This window comes from Mycolicibacterium setense, from assembly GCF_000805385.1.
Taxonomy (GTDB): Bacteria; Actinomycetota; Actinomycetes; order Mycobacteriales; family Mycobacteriaceae; genus Mycobacterium; species Mycobacterium setense.
This window is the reverse complement of sequence record NZ_JTJW01000019.1, coordinates 1-436: the sequence shown is the minus strand read 5'-3', so window position 1 is coordinate 436 and position 436 is coordinate 1. Positions and strand designations below refer to the sequence as shown.

Here is a 436-nt window from a genome sequence, read left to right as displayed (position 1 = left end):
CCACCGGCATCATCCGCGCCATGGGCGGTACCGGATCGGTGGTCACCTCCGCGGGCCTGGTGTTCGCCTTCACCATGATGTCGATGGCGGTCAGCGAGTTGGCGGTGATCGGTCAGGTGGGCACCACCATCGGCCTGGGTCTGCTGTTCGACACCCTGGTGATCCGGTCCTTCATGACCCCGTCCATCGCGGCGCTGATGGGCAAGTGGTTCTGGTGGCCGCAACGGGTGCGTCAGCGCCCACTGCCGGCGCCATGGCCGACCCCGGTCCAGCGCGACCCGCAGGACTCCCTGGTCTAGTTGTACTGAACACGGACGTTAGGTACGGCGTGGCGTGGTGACATAACGAAGACCTCCGAGTGAAGTGCGAGCTGTCTAGGAACGCACCAACTCACTTCGGAGGTCTTCGTGTCCCACCGTAATGCCCCTTTGTCAGA

General features: G+C 64.0%; 1 protein-coding gene. It reads left to right on the top strand.

Translation table 11 applies throughout. The annotated features are described in order from the left end of the window. On the top strand, window positions 1–299 hold a 299-nt coding region (locus tag QQ25_RS29605; RefSeq protein WP_039382902.1), incomplete at its 5' end, for an MMPL family transporter. Between the last annotated feature and the right edge of the window lie 137 nt (window positions 300–436).